Below are 14639 nucleotides of genomic sequence, written 5' to 3' on the forward strand. Positions count from 1 at the left end.
CTCCATGAGTAAGAGAACCTGGATTATAATCGGCGTAGTTGCCGTTGCCCTTATTGCCTTGCTCACTTTGGGAAAAGGGAAGAATTCCAATGCCATTTCGGTTGAAACAGGTGAGGTTTCTGTTCGAACTATCGTAGAGACGGTTAGTGCGAGCGGTAAGATTCAGCCCGAAGTTGAAGTGAAGATTTCACCGGAAGTAAGTGGTGAGATTATCGCGTTGCCCATTGAAGAAGGCCAAACAGTTGAGGCGGGTGATCTCTTGGTGAGCATCAACCCTGATCTGTATCGAGCAGCAGTGAATCGTTCAAGAGCTGCTGTAAATTCTGCACGAGCCGGCAAATCACAAGCAGAAGCGCAATTTGTGGAGGCCGAGAAAAGTTACAATAGAAGCAAAAGCCTGTTCGAGCAAAACGTGATTTCTCAGGCCGAGTGGGATGCAGCCCAGCGTGCCTTTCGTGTGGCAGAACTAGGGGTTGAATCTGCTGAATTCCAACTTCAAAGCGCTGAAGCAACCTACAAAGAGGCTCAAGATAACCTGAAGCGTACGACGATTGTCGCTCCGGTTTCAGGAACTATTTCGGCATTGAATATTGAACTTGGCGAGCGCGTCGTTGGAACTGCACAGATGGCCGGTACCGAGCTCATGCGTATTGCAAATTTGAATGATATGGAAGTTCTCGTAGAAGTGAACGAGAATGATATCGTGAAAGTAGGCTTAAACGATACCGCTACTATTGAGGTGGATGCCTACCTCGGCAAGAAGTTTACCGGTGTGGTTACAGAGATTGCAAATAGCGCGAAGATTGACGGAATGACGGCCGATCAGGTAACCAACTTTGAGGTAAAGGTTCGCATTCTCAGAGAGTCTTATGTGGATGAGAGCGAGACTCAACCATTTCGTCCGGGTATGACCGCTTCTGTTGATATTCGAACCAATCGTAAAGCTGGAATAATTACCGTTCCTATCGAGGCCGTTACGGTACGCGACGATACCGTTTCTATGTCGGCAGCCGAGAAAATTAAGGCAAAGGTTGACGATTCCAAGGATGACCCTTATGAGGTTGTTTTCGTCCCTGACGGCCGTAAGTCAAGACTCGTAGTTGTGACTACCGGAATTCAGGATGAAACTCATATTGAGATTCTTACTGGTTTGGAAGAAGGACAAACCATCATCACGGGTCCATATGAGGCGGTGTCAAAAAGCCTGAATCCAGATGACCTCATTGAGTACGATGATGAGTCAAACGAAGAAGAGGAGTGACATCCACAGTTTTAAGTATTGAAACCTCTACACTAAACTGTAGCGTAGCCATCCATCAAGATGGTGTACTTCTGTCCTGTGTGGAAGAGTCTAGCTCGGCATACATCCACGGAGAGAAGCTTCATTTGTTCATTGAGCAATGCGCAGCTGAGGCAAACATCCAACTCTCGGATTTGACCGCCGTAGGAGTGTCGAAGGGCCCAGGGTCGTATACAGGATTACGCATCGGTGTTTCTGCCGCTAAAGGACTTGCATTCTCTTTGAATATTCCTCTCTACTCTGTTGATAGCCTGGATGTACTTGCGAATTCTGAATTCCTATCTAGACCGAAAGACTCAATAATCCTTGCGAATATTGATGCCCGGAGAATGGAAATCTATGGAGCCTTTTACGAGGTAGATGGCACTCGAATCACAGAGATTTCAGCCGATATTGTTGAGGAGGATATTTATACCTCTATCCATCGTGGCCGAAAGGTTGAACTCGCAGGTGATGCACAAGAGAAACTTCTGGAAGTGCTGCCTTCAGAAATTTATGCAGGTTCCAAGTCCGTATTTCCTTCTGCAAAAGATATGGGAAGCTTGATTCAAGCCAAGATAAAAGCGGGTCGCGAAGAGGACGTAGCTTACTTCGAGCCTTTCTACCTCAAGGATTTTGTGGCAGGTAAGCCGAGGAAGTCCCCTCTCAACCTTTAGGCTTGAAGTCGCAGTCTACAACGTGATCATCAACAATGCCGGTGGCCTGTAGATGTGCGTAAATAGTAGTGCTACCTACGAATTTGAATCCGCGCTTTTTCATGTCTTTGCTTATCGCATCCGACAATTCTGTTTTCGCGGGCAAATCTCCCATACCTTTAGGATGGTTAACGATGGGCTTACCGTCAACCCAATTCCAAAAATACTCAGATAGACCAAGGCCTTCCTCTTGCATCTTCATGACTACTTGGGCATTGTTGATTGCGGCTCGAATTTTTTGTTGATTTCGAATGATTCCCGCATCGGCTAACAATTCTTCCACCTTGTTTTCATCGTATGCGGCAATGATTTCTGGATGAAAGTTGTCGAAAGCGCGTCGAAAATTTTCACGTTTCCTAAGAATGGTAATCCAAGATAGCCCCGCCTGGAAGGTTTCGAGGATTAGGAATTCAAACATTCGATGGTCGTCGTTAAACGGCTGACCCCATTCTTCATCGTGGTATTTCGTGTACAGTGGATCATCGCCACACCAAGCACATCTATTCATGGGTTTATAAGTTTGATGGCTTCGTCAACTTTCTCTACTGGAAGTTGACAAGCTCTTTGTTCACATACAAAGATGCGCGTTCCAAAATCGGCGAAGCGATTCTCAAAGGGTGATTTTTCAGAATCTTTAGTTATACCGAGTAAGATGATATTCGGAAGGTAAGTTTGACCAATTTCTGACACTACGGACACGGCTTTTGGTCCGGCAACAACTACTTCTTTGAAGGGCCCGTGAATATCGAGTGCGGTTTGCGCCCATTGGGTAAATCCTTCCGGATACCTTTCAGCTTGTGACAGGGCAATTTGTGTCATTTCGATAGAACGCTCTTCCCAATCTGCGTTGCCTCGTGCTCTTCCCAATCGGAACAGATTTGTTGCCATCACGGCATTGGAAGATGGAATCACGTTGTCGTCTGTTTCATGCGACCTCGAAATGAGTGATTCGGAGGAGTTGGAGTTGTACCATAAAAGTGGAGAATTCGGGTCATTAAACAGTGCTAATGCCTCAATCAGTAATGCTTCTGCGCGATCGAGCCAAACTTCATCGGCAGTTAAAGTATGAAGATCGATATATGCCTTAATGGTCAGCGCATAATCATCACAAAAACCATCAATATATCCACCATCTTCTCCGAATGCGTGCCATATTTTGCGTCCATCTACAAAGCTTTGATGGAAGGAGGTGCCCAAGGTTATGGCCTGAGTTTTTAGCTCAGCGTTGTTAAGTGCTAATGCTGAATGCGTGAGTCCGCTTATGAGCAGGGCATTCCAGCTCGATAATTGCTTAGTGTCTACACCCGGCTTTTCTCGTTTTTCTCGTTCAGCGAACAGGAGCTTCATCCAGTGTGACCACTTTGGGTGCTCGATGGAATTCGAAGCCTTTAGAATCACGTGATTCTCGCCTTCCCATTTCGCTCTATCGTCCCAAGAAGCGACCGCTTTGAACTCCTCTGCTTCGGAGCCGAGAATGCGGTTCATTTCATCGTTTGTCCAAACGTAGAACTTGCCTTCCTCTCCTTCGGTATCTGCATCGAGTGCACTGTAGTAGAGGCCGTTTTCTGAGCGCATTTCGCGCTTCAAGAACTCGGCTGTTTGAAGGATAATATCTGCGTAGGATTCTTTATTCCACATCCTGAACCCATTGGCGTAGAGTTCCAGTAGTTGCCCATTGTCATAAAGCATCTTTTCGAAGTGAGGGACACGCCATTGAGCATCGGTTGAATAGCGTGTGAAACCACCACCTACATGGTCGTAGATTCCCCCTTTGGCCATTGCGTCTAGCGTTCTCTCTACTTGGAGTAAAGCCTCATGATCTTGATATTGGAACCCATATCTGAGGAGGTATGCGTAGTTATTGGGAAGTGGGAATTTTGGAGCTTTGTTTGGACCTCCTTCTAGTGTATCCCACCGTCTCGACCAATTGTGTCGCATCACGTGGAAGAGTTCCTCATCTATCGCGGGTGAGTCTTCGGTTGGTGCAATGGTGCTGCTGAGTTGAACACCTTCTTGCAGTTTTTGCGCGTAATCTTCGACACTTTCTGGGTCGTCTTTTCGAACCTCTAGAATTCGTTCTAGACTTGCTATCCAGCGGTCTTTCGGGAAATAGGTGCCGCCCCAAATTGGCCGTCCATCTGGTAGTGCAACAACATTCAAAGGCCACCCGCCTTGACCTGTCATCATCTGTACAGCTCTCATGTAAACTTGATCTATGTCGGGACGTTCTTCTCGATCTACTTTTATGGATACGAAGTGCTCATTCATAAAAGCTGCGGCACTGTCATCATCAAAAGTTTCGTGAGCCATAACGTGACACCAATGGCAGGTTGAGTAGCCAACTGAAATGATGATCAGTTTATCTTCCTTTTTGGCTTTCTCTAAGGCTTCATCACCCCAAGGGTACCAGTCCACCGGTTGATGTGCGTGTTGAAGGAGGTAAGGGCTTGAGCTAGAGGCGAGATGGTTTGACATATGAGAGTCTGAATTTGTACAAGAAAATAGTCCGGTGACTATTGCTACTGCAGGAAAGAAGGACTTAATTCGCATCATTGTAATGTGTAGGGTACAACTAACCGCAGTTTTGGTTCATTGGGGCAGGTAGAATTAACGTACAGTTAAGGTAGCTCCTGTCGAGTGCATCTATTTTTGCCGAAATTTCCATTCATGGATAACTACCTCATTCTTGTTTACTTGCTTTTCGCCTTGGCGATAGTCGACCTTGTAGTAGGTGTTAGTAACGACGCAGTAAACTTCCTCAATTCAGCCATTGGCTCTAAGGTAGCGAAGATTCGCACCATTATGATTATTGCCAGTTTGGGAATCTTGGCTGGAACGCTGTTTTCCAATGGGGTAATGGAGGTTGCAAGAAAGGGCATCTTCGTTCCAGAATTCTTTACGTTCGACAAGATTATGGTCGTCTTCTTGGCGGTCATGCTCACCGATATTCTGCTTCTAGATTTTTACAATACACTCGGACTACCCACGAGTACTACGGTTTCTATCGTATTCGAACTCTTAGGTGCGGCCTTTACGGTGGGCATGTTGATTTCCTCTTCGTCGGGTATAGACATTGAGTTTGCCAATTTCATCAAGTTTGATAGTGCCACGAAGATCATAGGCGGAATCTTCCTGAGTGTTCTGATAGCCTTCACCTTTGGTGTAATTGTCCAATACTTGGTCCGCCTTGTGTTCACCTTCAATTTGGATAAATCATTAAAGAAAGGTGGAGCTATTTTTGGCGGAATTGCTATTACAGCAATTACCTATTTCTTGCTGTTTAAAGGCGCGAAGAATACGAGCTTCCTCGCAGGAGATGTGAAAGAGTACATCTCTCAGAACATCTATGTGCTGCTATTGATTTCTTTCACTTTCTGGACAATTGTAACGCAAACGTTGATGTGGATGGCAAAGGTCAACCCACTCAAAGTGGTTGTACTTATGGGCACTTTTGCCCTCGCGATGGCCTTTGCAAGTAATGACCTCGTAAACTTTATCGGCGTAGCCGTTGCAGGCTTGCAGTCGTACGAGGCTTGGTCAGTAGCAGGAGTAGCTGCGGAATCCTTCACCATGGAAGCATTGTCAGAGTCTGTCCAAACCGACATCTCTCTTTTGATTGGAGCTGGGGCTATTATGGTAATCACGCTGTGGTTCTCAGGAAAATCAAGAAAAGTAACCGAGACTGAGGTGAACTTGGGTCGTCAGAGTGAAGGTGAAGAACGCTTCAAGCCGAACTTGGTTTCACGAGCTGTAGTAGGAGGGGTGATGGCTATCGGAAAAGCTTCTAACTCTATGGTGGGAAGTGGAATCAAAGAAAAAATCGGTTCGCGATTTGAACCTATGAAGGTGCAACGCGCAGTAGCGGAAAAAGATCAACCCGCATTTGACTTGCTGCGTGCGGCTGTAAACTTGATGGGCGCGAGTATCATTATCGCCTTCGCGTCTAATGAAGGATTGCCGCTTTCTACGACATATGTGTCATTCATGGTAGCCATGGGTACGTCGCTCGCCGACCGTGCTTGGGGGCGAGAATCTGCCGTATATCGTGTAGCAGGTGTACTCAATGTGATTGGTGGTTGGTTGATGACAGCCATAATCGCCTTTGTGGCATCAGCCATCATTGCTCTTTTGCTTTATTACACAGGTATTGCTGGAGCATTCTCTGTTGCAGCACTAGCTGGATTGGTGCTTGTTATGAGTCAGCGTAGATTCAAACGCGCTCAAACCGAGAAGAAAGCAACCGATGCAAAACTTGCTCGTCAGCTTGCCAATATTGATGATGTAATCGCCTCTAGCCGAAAGGAAACAGTTGAGCAGCTTGAAAGTATCAACAACCTAGTTTCCTTGAGCATCCGCTCTTTGATAGGACAGAATGGGGACGTTCTGAGTCGAAACCTTAAGCTTCTTGAGAAGCAGTATAATGCCACCTCGAAGGCCAAGGGTAAACTCATGAAGTTTGTCAAGAAAATGGGCAAAGGACATACTGAAGCTGGCAAGCTGTACATTACTGTTTTTGACTTGATGGAAGAGCTTCAAAGCAACTCTATTGCGGTCGCTCAGTTGTGTAGAGATCACGTGAACAATCACCACGCTCCGCCGAGTAGGGAGTTTTTAGATACCATGCTCGATGTGGAAAGTCGTCTTGGGCGGTTCATTGATAATGTCAGCCGTAGTATCGACAATTTGGACTTTACCAATGCCGACAGAATTGCTGAAGAGAAGCGAGATTTGTTAGACTTTATTTCGGAGAACTTGGATACGCAGGTTACGCTGATTCAAGAGGATGAGGTAACGAGTAGGCTTGGGTCGCTTCAGACGGGACTTCTATTGGAGACCAAGGACATGGTGGCTATTGGGGCTCGTATGTTGAAGTTGTATACGCGCTATGCGTATCGTGAAGTTGAGGAGTGAGAATAGGCCAAAGCTGAATGGAAGTTCTAGCTTTGGTGAAAGCTTCGAATGGAACGGGGTTTCGAAATAGGGGCCTCCACCTCCTCGCCCAGGAGTAAGTTCGGAATTTCCTGGCCATTTTCGTGAACCTCAGACCAGATTCGAAAGAAAAATTCAAGAACCGTTTTTAAACGTTTACCCTCCGACTAACTTCGGCGGGAATACCGAACTTGCGATTGGGGTCGCGGGAAGTGACCCCGGGCAGCTCAACCTCCACGCTTAAAGCCTCCGCACTCGAAGACTCGCCTCACGAAATCCCATCACTCGAACTTTCGCTCACCGAAGCCCCACCGCCCAGAATCTGACCTCTCGGCATTCCCCTCTCAAAACCTTCCCATTTCCGCACACCTAAACAAAAAAAATCCCCCGCTCTAAAGCAGAGGATTTCATATTTCAATCTCATTATAACTAAGGGACTAGAGAGCTCTCCAAGTCAAACCCTCTAACCCTCTATTAATCCAATAGTCTATAAGTCCGATAGTCCATTAACCCATCTCCTTCACATACTCCTCAAACCACAGTGGAATCGTCTTGATTCCCATAAAGTAGTTGCGGACACCGTAGTGCTCATTTGGAGAGTGAATGGCGTCTGAATCTAGACCAAAGCCCATCAAAATCGATTTTGCCCCAAGCTCTCTTTCAAAGAGTGAAAGGATTGGAATAGAACCGCCTGAGCGCATCGGAATGGCCTCTTTGCCGAATGTGGCGGACATGGCCTTTGACGCTGCTCTAAATCCTGGGTGATCAATACCCGTCACGTATGGCTCGCCACCATGGTGCGGACGTACCTCTACAGTGACACATGAAGGTGCAATACTCTTGAAGTGCTTAGTGAAGAGTTCCGTGATTTCTTCCGGATCTTGATCTGGCACGAGTCGCATAGAAATCTTTGCTTCTGCGTACGACGCAATAACAGTCTTTGCGCCCTTTCCAATGTAACCGCCCCAAATGCCGTTTACGTCAAGAGTCGGACGAATACTTGCGCGTTCTATTGTGCTATAACCTTTCTCCCCCCAAACATCAGGCAGATCAAGCGATGCCTTGTAAGCCTCAAGTGAGAATGGAGCCTGCGCCATGGCAGCTCTTTCTTCATCACTTACTTGCTGCACCTTGTCGTAAAAACCATCGATAGTAATGTGGTTATTCTCGTCATGCAAACTCGCAATCATTTGATTGAGGATGTTGATCGGATTTGCGACAGCACCACCGTAAAGGCCAGAATGAAGGTCGCGATTCGGGCCGGTTACCTTAACCTCAACATAGCTCAATCCACGAAGTCCTGTGGTGATTGATGGTTGATCTGGACCAATCATTCCAGTATCGGAAATCAAGATTACATCACAGTTCAACTTTTCTCGATTGCGCTCAACATACCAGCCGAGGTTGGCCGAGCCTACTTCCTCTTCACCCTCAATCATGAACTTTACGTTGCATGGTACGCCACCATTGTTCATCATGGTCTCGAAGGCTTTGACGTGCATGAAAAATTGCCCTTTGTCATCACAAGCACCCCTGGCAAAAATGGCCCCGTCAGGGTGGAGTGCTGTCTTTTTAATGACAGGCTCAAAAGGAGGGCTGTCCCAAAGTTCAATTGGGTCGGCAGGTTGCACATCGTAGTGACCGTAAACCAGGACTGTAGGCAAGGAGCTGTCGACAATCTTTTCACCGTAAACAACGGGCAGACCAGGAGTTTCGCAGACTTCTACGTTGTCGGCACCCGCATTTCTGAGATGTTCCGCTACCTTGTCAGCGGCCTTTAGAACATCTTCTTTATAATCAGAATCTGCAGAAACAGATGGGATACGTAAAAGCTCGAGAAGCTCGTCGAGCATTCTGTCTTTGTTACCATCAATATAATTGGAGTAAGAACTCATATGTATGCTTTTGAAGTGATTGAAATTCGAAGGTACAATGTCTGCTCTAGCCTAAAAAGGATCGGGCCTGACCAAACAGAGGAATGGCCAAAATGCTTAGTACGATAACTGTCTTTATCGCATAATTGAAACGCGTGTAGCCAACCGGATTTTCTTCATCAGAAGGCTTTAAGATGAAGGCCGTTAAGCCCATTATTCCCGTTAGCGCTAAAGGGACAAACCGAACCCATCCGATGTTAGAGAGTGCGAACATCGCCGCAGGCATGGCCGATAAGCCAATGAGGCCGTAGATTAGTTGAGTGGTCTTGTTCACCCCCCAAACGGCAGGAAGCGTCTGATAACCGTAAATCATGTCGCCTTTTAAAGCTTCTACGTCCTTTGTGAGGTTGCGGATAACTTCTACGAAGACGAGGAAACAAACGTACAGTACGACATCAATACGTTGTAATCCATAGTAAAAGAATACTGCGAAGAAAGGTAGAATAGATAAGGCTGCAGCCGCTACATTACCGAGCAATGTGATCTTCTTGAACTTGTGCGAGTAGAGCCACAATCCAGCAGCATAAACGGCAAAAAAGGCGAATGCTCTTAAGGATATCAGCAATCCAATTGCACTGGCTACAAAGTTGAAGAAAAGGTACAACTGAAGTATCTCACTCTTCTTCAAGATGCGTTCGAAAAGCGTTTGATTTGGCCGGTTTACCAAATCCTTCTCCATGTCATAATAACTGTTGATGATGAATCCGCTGGCCACAACAAGTCCAGATGCAAGTACAATCAAGTGCAAGCGCCAATCCCAAAGGGTATGCAGATATTCGCGAGGGTCGTTCATGATGAAGATGCTCGCCAAATACTGCGCGATAATCATCAATAGAATGTTGTACCAACGTACAACCGAGAGAAGTGCAATTCCCTTAAGAGTGGTCGAATAGCGTTTCTTTCCGACCACCGTTTTCAAAATCGATAGATAACCTCTGGATTGTGCTCTTCTAACAATGGCAATGCCTCTTCGTAGTCACGGGTGAAACCGAGTAAGTAGCCTCCGCCACCTGAACCACAGAGCTTCAAGTAATAGGCATTAGAGTCAATACCCTGTTTCCACAAATCGTGAAACTTGGCAGGAATCATCGGAGAGAAGTTCTCGAGCAACAGGTGGCTCAAGTGCTTGAGGTTTGAGAACAATGGCGACATATCACCTTTCAAGAAGGCTTGAATACAGGCGTCATTGTATTTTTTAAACTGCTCCTTCATGAGCTTGCGGAAGCCCTCTTCCTTAAGCTTGTCCATGAAGATGTTTACCATTGGTTGGGTTTCTCCAGGCTGACCAGAGTTGATCAAGAAGATGGCACCTTGTCCGGCTTTTTCAGCAGGAATATCTACAGTACCTAAATCGTCTTTCCCTTGAATGAGAAGCGGAAGATTCAAGTAGCAAATGGTAGGGTCAATTCCCGAACTCTTCCCATGGAAGAAGCTTTCCATCTGGGCAAATTGTGCCTTGAGTGCAATGAGACTTTCGCGGTTGATATCTGTTTGAGGATCAACCTTGTCAATCGCATATCTGTCATAAATCGCAGCAACAAGGGCGCCGCTCGAACCAACGCCAAAGCCTTGCGGAATGCTAGAGTCAAAGAACCAGCCAGCATCAATATCACTTTTGAATGCCGCTAAATCAAGCTTGGCTTTCAATTTGCCTTCTTGTTGAAGACTCAATAAGTGATTGTGAAACTTGGCTAAGGATTCGTTCGACTTACGTGTGCGTTCGTCTTGCTCTTCTGGAAGCTGAAACGCGCCTTTGTAGTAGTTGTAGGGGATAGAAAGCCCCATGGCATCTTTGATGATGCCGTACTCTCCAAAGAGGAGAATCTTGGCGTAGAACAATGGGCCTTTACTCATTCGTCTAAACGTTTCGGTCCGCTTCCAACACGGTCGTGAATATAACGACCATCCTTGCAGAACTGTTTTAGTTCTTGCTCAACAAAGGTATGGACTTTTTGTTCTACGTGGGCAGGGTAGAGCAGGTGTACGTTTGCGCCTGCGTCTAAAGTGAAGTGTACCGGAACCTTTTCCGTTTCTCGGTAGTTTCTAATCTTCTCTAAAATGGCAATGGTATTCGGTCTGAAGAGCATATACCCAGGTCTGCTCGTCATCATCATTGCATGTAACGATAAGGCTTCTGCTTCAACTAACTCGCCAAAGCCATTCAAGTCACCCGTTTGGAGGTGCTTCTGAATTTCGCTCATGTTAGCCTTTGCTTGCTCGAACCTTGCCTCGGCATATTCATGGCCTACCATTAGACCATGACCTTTCGTGCTTGAGACGGATTTTTGACCGACCTCAACCAATAGTACCGTGTCGCGATACGTAGTGAAAACGTGTTCCACATGGTGAGGGTACTCCACAGCAAAACTGTCGCTACTGCCCGGAACTTCTGCATGTTGGCCCCATACAACTAGACCACCATAAACCGATCTGCTGGCGGAGCCACTGCCTAATCGGGAAAGGATAGAGCAGAATCTGTTGAAATTGTTTTCGTCGAGTGCGCCGTGTTGCAAAGCAATGTCACCCATGCAAAGTGCCAAGGCACTCAGTCCGCTTGCCGAACTCGCTATTCCGCTTGAATGAGGGAAACTGTTCGACGTACGAATGATCATTTTGGTGCTGGGGAGAAACGGAAGTAGATCTGCCGTTCTTTGGAAAAAGGTTTCAATTTTCGGTCGAAATTCTGGCGAAGGCTCATCATCCACGAAAATTTCGAAATGGAAGGGAGCGCCATCGGCTTCGATTGGTTCCCACTCCACAGTAGTTCGAGTATGGCAATTGTCCAACGTAAAGCTAATGGACGCGTTCGCTGGAATTTGTCCTGCTTTTTTGCCCCAATATTTAACGAGGGCAATGTTGGAGGGGCTTTGCCAAGAAACCTTATTCTTTAAACTCATACTCCAGCAGTCTCTACCTGAGGAGCAATCTTTTTCACCAATCCTTGAAGAACTCTTCCTGGACCAACTTCGGTGAAATGGGTAGCACCATCTTCAGCCATCTTGCGCACTGATTGCGTCCATTTTACTGGAGCTGTAAGCTGATGAATGAGGTTCAATTTGATGTCCCCAGGGTTGCGAACCGCATGGGCTACAGTATTTTGATAGATCGGAGCGATCGGCGTGTTGAAGTCAGTTTCTTCAATGGCCGCGGCTAGTTCTTCACGTGCCATTTCCATAAGCGGGCTGTGGAATGCACCGCCAACAGGAAGCATTAAGGCGCGCTTGGCTCCTGCTTCCTTCGCGAAAACGCATGCTTGCTCTACGGCAGGAATGTCACCCGAGATTACAAGCTGACCAGGACTGTTGTAGTTTGCCGGTACCACGATACCGTCAATCTTATCGCAAATTTCTTCAACAACATTGTCTTCTAGACCGAGGATAGCGGCCATGGTAGAAGGCGTAGCTTCACAGGCTCTTTGCATCGCATTTGCGCGCTTTGCAACAAGTTTTAGACCGTCTGTAAAAGACAGTGCCTCTGCTGCGACAAGGGCAGAAAATTCGCCAAGAGAGTGACCTGCAACCATGTCTGGCTGAAAATCTTTCCCCATCATGCGGGCAGCAATAGTCGAATGAATGAAGATAGCCGGCTGTGTTACGTTGGTTTGCTTCAACGCCTCAGCATCTCCTTCAAACATTGTTTTGGTGATATCGAAACCAACAATGTGGTTGGCTGCTTCAAAAAGTGAACGTGCCTCCGACGATGCGTCGTAAAGGTCTTTTCCCATTCCGGTGAATTGAGAACCCTGTCCAGGGAAAACGTATGCTTTCATAATCAGTGGTGGATTTATCGATGTAAGGTAAGAATAGCTTACTCGCCGTAGTACTCTACGGAGTTGTTTTCAGTTTCAACAAGTCGGATACAATGAAGTTCAACCCCATGCTTGGCAATTTCGGGTTGTAGAATTTTCCACGCTTCAATGGCAATATTTTCGGTAGAAGTCATTTTCCCACGAAGAAAATCTACATCTAGATTGAGGTTCTTGTGGTCAAGCTTATCGGTAACCTTGCCTTGAATGATGTTCTTGAGATCAACGAGGTTCATTACAAAACCCGTGTCTGGGTTCACCTCGCCCTTTACGGTCACAATCATTTCAAAATTGTGTCCGTGAAAATTCTGATTGGCACATTTCCCGAAGACAGCTTCATTTTGCTCTTCCGACCAATTCGGGTTGTACAACTGATGGGCCGCGCTAAAGCGCTCACGCCTCTGAATGTAAATCATGCGAATCGCCTGTTTTGACGCTGCAAAGATACACATTCTAAATGCGAAAAACCCACGAACTATCTAGCTGATAGACTCGTGGGTTTTCCCGAACTCCCTGAATGAGGAGAGACTAGAGTTTATAACCGAGACCCATATTGTAGGTGTATGCCCCAGCTCCACCTGGCTGTGATCCCCAAGCGGCTTTAATGTTGAAGTCAAGTTTTGAGGAGAGGGCCGTGTTTAATCCCAGCTGAAATCCAAAAGGAACGTATCCAGTAGGTCCCGCTATCGGGTTTCCGCCTTCTTCTACGCTCGAGTTGATTCCAACGTATCCGAAATTCGCTCCTACAAATAGCCCCTTAAAAGCCCGAGAGAAGTAGAAATCGATACTTCCGCGGAAATCTAATACGTCTCTGTCAACATACCCTGCTCCAGAAGGAATGTCACGACTATACCAAGCCATATCGCCATTGAGTACCCAACGCTGACTAAGAGGGGCGGAAATACCTACTCCACCACCGAAGTAGGTATAATCGTTTCCCCATTCAATTGGTGCGAGGCCTCCGCCAAATACGCGGATTTGTGACTTGGTTTCATTGGTTTGGGCAAGGCCCGATAAGCTGATTATGGTGCAGGCTGCGAGAGTAATTAGCTTTTTCATTTTGATAGGTTGTTTTGTTTTGCTCCCTCAAAAACAAACGGCATGCCAAAAGATGTCCCTTTATAATTTCAGAGGTTGTTTAAAATGAAAAACGCGCGATAAGCAGTTGCCCATCGCGCGTTTTTAGCTTGTGCGAATATCTATTATTCAGCTGAAGCCTCTTCCTCCATCGCTGCAAGAAGCGGCTTGATCTTTTTACTTTTTTCGTCTCCTTCTGGATCATCCTTGTAAACTACAATGGCCTGATCTGGGTTCAACTCAGCATCCGTTGTTGTAGCCAAAATGAAGAACTTCGGATATCCTTTGAGATTGAGTAGGGTGGTAGAACCATCCGTATCCACAATTTTAAACGTGGCACTCTCACTCGCACCTGTTTCTGTGTTCATCAATTTAACATCGATTATCTCCAGGTAGTCCTTCGCATCCTTTTCAATAACCATTTGATATTGAATACGATTGCCTTCAACCATGCTCTTGGAAGAGTTCACTTGTTTGAACGGTGAACACGAAGCCATCAAAAAGAGGAGGGGTAAGGCTAGGATCAGAAGTCGTGATTGCATTTTCATAATCTACTTAAATAAGTGATAGTCCCACAAATATGGGATTTTCCACGTTACAATTCTCAAAAGAGGACGTCAGCATATTCTGTCTTTTTATCAAAGACACTCTTTGCAAACGGACAAAGCGGTAGAATCTTGAGCTTGTGTTCTCGAGCACGTTCTACAGCTTTTCCAACCATCTTGTAACCAACACCTTGTCCGCGTAATGATTCATCAACCTCCGTGTGGTCAATAATGAATCGCGTGGCTCCAGAGTTGATATACGTCATTTCAGCGATGGTTTTCCCATCTTCTTCAACGTACCATCGACCTCCCTTTTCGTGGTGCTCTTCTTTTATTTCAGCCATATCTTTTGCT

At 46.3% G+C, this 14639-nt stretch carries 14 protein-coding genes; 3 read left to right on the plus strand and 11 right to left on the minus strand.

What is annotated here, in order from left to right; genetic code table 11:
- Positions 1-4 precede the first annotated feature (4 nt).
- The gene (locus tag F8C67_RS06335) at positions 5-1261 is read left to right on the plus strand and encodes an efflux RND transporter periplasmic adaptor subunit (protein ID WP_151666975.1); all 1257 of its coding nucleotides are present in this window, start codon (positions 5-7) and stop codon (positions 1259-1261) included.
- Positions 1258-1956, plus strand: a complete 699-nt coding sequence (gene tsaB, locus F8C67_RS06340) for a tRNA (adenosine(37)-N6)-threonylcarbamoyltransferase complex dimerization subunit type 1 TsaB (protein WP_151666976.1) — start codon at positions 1258-1260, stop codon at positions 1954-1956. The genes F8C67_RS06335 and tsaB overlap by 4 nt, the downstream gene beginning before the upstream one ends.
- Here the strand turns inward: tsaB and F8C67_RS06345 are convergent.
- Together F8C67_RS06345 and F8C67_RS06350 are read right to left on the minus strand one after the other, a co-directional pair.
- Positions 1946-2503 carry a DNA-3-methyladenine glycosylase I gene (locus F8C67_RS06345; RefSeq protein WP_151666977.1) on the minus strand — a complete coding sequence of 186 codons (558 nt, stop codon included), beginning with the start codon at positions 2501-2503 and terminating at the stop codon, positions 1946-1948. The genes tsaB and F8C67_RS06345 overlap by 11 nt on opposite strands.
- Positions 2500-4470, minus strand: coding sequence for a thioredoxin domain-containing protein (locus F8C67_RS06350; RefSeq protein WP_170266382.1), 1971 nt, complete (start codon positions 4468-4470; stop codon positions 2500-2502). Before F8C67_RS06350 ends, F8C67_RS06345 begins: the two co-directional genes overlap by 4 nt.
- Before the next feature lie 192 nt (positions 4471-4662).
- Here F8C67_RS06350 and F8C67_RS06355 point away from each other — a divergent pair, with 192 nt between their 5' ends.
- The gene (locus F8C67_RS06355; RefSeq protein ID WP_151666979.1) at positions 4663-6906 is read left to right on the plus strand and encodes an inorganic phosphate transporter; all 2244 of its coding nucleotides are present in this window, start codon (positions 4663-4665) and stop codon (positions 6904-6906) included.
- Between the two features lie 524 nt (positions 6907-7430).
- On the opposite strand, the gene F8C67_RS06360 is transcribed toward F8C67_RS06355, so the two are convergent.
- From F8C67_RS06360 to F8C67_RS06400, 9 genes are all read right to left on the minus strand, one after another.
- Positions 7431-8819: a dipeptidase gene (locus F8C67_RS06360; protein ID WP_151666980.1), complete on the minus strand. Its 1389-nt coding sequence runs from the start codon at positions 8817-8819 to the stop codon at positions 7431-7433.
- Between the two features lie 46 nt (positions 8820-8865).
- Positions 8866-9768, minus strand: coding sequence for a geranylgeranylglycerol-phosphate geranylgeranyltransferase (locus tag F8C67_RS06365; RefSeq protein WP_223277528.1), 903 nt, complete (start codon positions 9766-9768; stop codon positions 8866-8868).
- Between the two features lie 5 nt (positions 9769-9773).
- A complete protein-coding gene (locus tag F8C67_RS06370) occupies positions 9774-10712 on the minus strand; it encodes a mevalonate kinase family protein (protein ID WP_151666982.1) in 939 nt (312 codons plus the stop codon).
- Positions 10709-11755: a diphosphomevalonate/mevalonate 3,5-bisphosphate decarboxylase family protein gene (locus F8C67_RS06375; protein WP_151666983.1), complete on the minus strand. Its 1047-nt coding sequence runs from the start codon at positions 11753-11755 to the stop codon at positions 10709-10711. The genes F8C67_RS06370 and F8C67_RS06375 overlap by 4 nt, the downstream gene beginning before the upstream one ends.
- Positions 11752-12627: an ACP S-malonyltransferase gene (fabD, locus tag F8C67_RS06380; RefSeq protein ID WP_151666984.1), complete on the minus strand. Its 876-nt coding sequence runs from the start codon at positions 12625-12627 to the stop codon at positions 11752-11754. The genes F8C67_RS06375 and fabD overlap by 4 nt, the downstream gene beginning before the upstream one ends.
- Positions 12628-12665: 38 nt before the next feature.
- The gene (locus F8C67_RS06385; RefSeq protein ID WP_151666985.1) at positions 12666-13079 is read right to left on the minus strand and encodes a 6-pyruvoyl trahydropterin synthase family protein; all 414 of its coding nucleotides are present in this window, start codon (positions 13077-13079) and stop codon (positions 12666-12668) included.
- Between the two features lie 112 nt (positions 13080-13191).
- Positions 13192-13722 carry a hypothetical protein gene (locus F8C67_RS06390; RefSeq protein ID WP_151666986.1) on the minus strand — a complete coding sequence of 177 codons (531 nt, stop codon included), beginning with the start codon at positions 13720-13722 and terminating at the stop codon, positions 13192-13194.
- 143 nt (positions 13723-13865) lie between these two features.
- Positions 13866-14288, minus strand: coding sequence for a hypothetical protein (locus F8C67_RS06395; protein ID WP_170266383.1), 423 nt, complete (start codon positions 14286-14288; stop codon positions 13866-13868).
- 56 nt (positions 14289-14344) lie between these two features.
- Positions 14345-14629, minus strand: coding sequence for a GNAT family N-acetyltransferase (locus F8C67_RS06400; RefSeq protein ID WP_223277525.1), 285 nt, complete (start codon positions 14627-14629; stop codon positions 14345-14347).
- Positions 14630-14639: the final 10 nt, after the last annotated feature.

Origin of the sequence: Phaeocystidibacter luteus (assembly GCF_008933115.1) — a bacterium.
Classification (GTDB): Bacteria; Bacteroidota; Bacteroidia; order Flavobacteriales; family Schleiferiaceae; genus Phaeocystidibacter; species Phaeocystidibacter luteus.

Bases quoted from the DNA above. Each gene is read 5' to 3' on its own strand.
- F8C67_RS06335 (WP_151666975.1), top strand. From the start codon at position 5: ATGAGTAAGAGAACCTGGATTATAATCGGCGTAGTTGCCGTTGCCCTT.
- F8C67_RS06345 (WP_151666977.1), bottom strand. From the start codon at position 2,503: ATGAATAGATGTGCTTGGTGTGGCGATGATCCACTGTACACGAAATAC.
- F8C67_RS06350 (WP_170266382.1), bottom strand. From the start codon at position 4,470: ATGTCAAACCATCTCGCCTCTAGCTCAAGCCCTTACCTCCTTCAACAC.
- F8C67_RS06355 (WP_151666979.1), top strand. From the start codon at position 4,663: ATGGATAACTACCTCATTCTTGTTTACTTGCTTTTCGCCTTGGCGATA.
- F8C67_RS06360 (WP_151666980.1), bottom strand. From the start codon at position 8,819: ATGAGTTCTTACTCCAATTATATTGATGGTAACAAAGACAGAATGCTC.
- F8C67_RS06370 (WP_151666982.1), bottom strand. From the start codon at position 10,712: ATGAGTAAAGGCCCATTGTTCTACGCCAAGATTCTCCTCTTTGGAGAG.
- F8C67_RS06375 (WP_151666983.1), bottom strand. From the start codon at position 11,755: ATGAGTTTAAAGAATAAGGTTTCTTGGCAAAGCCCCTCCAACATTGCC.
- fabD (WP_151666984.1), bottom strand. From the start codon at position 12,627: ATGAAAGCATACGTTTTCCCTGGACAGGGTTCTCAATTCACCGGAATG.
- F8C67_RS06385 (WP_151666985.1), bottom strand. From the start codon at position 13,079: ATGATTTACATTCAGAGGCGTGAGCGCTTTAGCGCGGCCCATCAGTTG.
- F8C67_RS06390 (WP_151666986.1), bottom strand. From the start codon at position 13,722: ATGAAAAAGCTAATTACTCTCGCAGCCTGCACCATAATCAGCTTATCG.
- F8C67_RS06395 (WP_170266383.1), bottom strand. From the start codon at position 14,288: ATGAAAATGCAATCACGACTTCTGATCCTAGCCTTACCCCTCCTCTTT.
- F8C67_RS06400 (WP_223277525.1), bottom strand. From the start codon at position 14,629: ATGGCTGAAATAAAAGAAGAGCACCACGAAAAGGGAGGTCGATGGTAC.